This is a genomic window from Cereibacter sediminicola (assembly GCF_007668225.1).
Lineage (GTDB): Bacteria > Pseudomonadota > Alphaproteobacteria > Rhodobacterales > Rhodobacteraceae > Cereibacter_A > Cereibacter_A azotoformans.
This window is the reverse complement of sequence record NZ_VDEK01000090.1, coordinates 1-1,768: the sequence shown is the minus strand read 5'-3', so window position 1 is coordinate 1,768 and position 1,768 is coordinate 1. Positions and strand designations below refer to the sequence as shown.

The 1,768-nt window shown below is 67.3% G+C and carries 1 pseudogene; it reads right to left on the bottom strand.

Annotation, left to right across the window (positions count from 1 at the left end):
- Positions 1-215 precede the first annotated feature (215 nt).
- Positions 216-1,682, bottom strand: a pseudogene (locus FG154_RS20375) (ISNCY family transposase); the annotation flags it as partial.
- Positions 1,683-1,768 lie beyond the last annotated feature (86 nt).

Here is a 1,768-nt window from a genome sequence, read left to right as displayed (position 1 = left end):
CGTATTGCCTCATGAAGGAATGTTCCCGAAGCGGTGGCTGTCGCCTCATCCGGAATGTTGCCGGGCTCCTACCGTTCAGGGGCTGCGACTGCGACGGCTTCCACGGGCACACCCGTGGGCGCGGGGGGCTTTCCGGCGGGGTGCGGAGCCCTCAGCCAGCGCAGCGCCTCGCCGGAAAGCCCCCCGCTCGCGCTGACGGCGTCGACGCCCCCGAGGACTAGCGCACGGGCGCTTTCGCGACGCCAGATCTTCAGCCGCCGCTGGACGGTGCGGATCAGGCAATCAGGGTACGCGCCCGGGTGGGCCACCTGCAAACGGTCAAGGAGTTGCCGTCCGGTCACGCCCATGTCGGCTTCGAACCAGGCTTTCAGTGTCTCGGTCACCGCTTCCAACGGGTCCGGCACGGTTCGGTATCGGGGCTTCGAGGGCTTGGGCTGCGCCGTGGGCCGTACCTCTTCGGTGGAGCGCCAGGCAACCTTGAGCCCCTCGAGGAATGCCTCGATCGACGGCGCCGCAACCGGCACCACGGGCACCGTGTCGGCGATCTCGACGAGCGCCCGCTGCGCCGCACGGATATCCCGCAGCAGGCTCACCGGATCGAGCGTCGCGTGCTGGGCGTCGAGCATATCCTTCACTGCCTGCGGCGTGCGAGGATCGGCGACGAGACGTTGATGCGGGGTCAGCGGCGCATGATACCGCTTGCGGATCAGAGCGCCCTCCCGCACCTTCTCGGCGAGCCGGAAGGACGGCTGGAAGAAGTTCACGAACAGGCGCATCGGCCGGTAGAGATTTGTCAGCGACTCCGTTGCCGCCAAGCCCTCGAAGCGGCGATAGCCAACCATCCGGCGCACGACCGCTCCGTTCTTTTGCTCGATATGGGCCTGATCGTTCTTGCGATAGGGGCGCGAGCGGGTGAAGGCCACGCCCGTGGCCTCGCACCAGGTCTTCACCGTCTCGTTGATGAAGACGGTATCGTTGTCGGTGTCGAACCCGAGGATCGGCAGCGGCGTCACCTCGCGCAGCACTGTCAGGACCTCGGTCAACAGCTGCTGCTCCCGAAACAGGAGCGGCGCGCATTCCGTCCATCCGCTCGCGATATCGGTCAGTACCAGCGTCTGCGCAAAGCTTCCGCTCGTCAGCGGACCGCTGTGCGAGACGAGATCCGCCTCGAAGAACCCCGGCGGCGGATCATTCCAGTCGGCATGGGTGCGGATCGGCACGGCGCGGCGGATCTCCGACGAGGGCGCCTTGCGGCGACGGCCACGGTTGCCTGCCTCCTGGCGCACCGGCGCGAGGATCCGGTCGATCGTGGCCGCGCTGATCGCCTGCAGTCGCTGCCGAACCACGGGATCGAGCGACAGATGCCCGTGGCGCTCCATCGCGGTGACCAGCATCGGGATCAGCGGCTTCAACCGCTTGCCGCAGATCCTGTCCGAGGCTTCCCACAGCAGGATCAGGGCCTCCCGGACCGCGTCGTCATAAAGCCTGCGCTGCGGACGAGGGGCCGACCGATCCGCGCCGCCTCCGCCGCGAAGAAGCCGCGCGGCGTGCTTGCGATGGTAGCCCGTCAGCGCCACGAACTCCGCGAGAATCCGGGCCTTGTCTTCTCGTCCAGCCTGCCCGTAGCGCACCCTCAGTGCCGCCAAGAGTTCATCGCGCGTCGCCATGCTCACCTGCCTCAATGCTGCCTCCCCAGCAGATCCGCCCGGGAGCATTTCTACTGAGGCAACGGCAACATCTTCGGCAACATTTCAGGCGAGGCAATGCG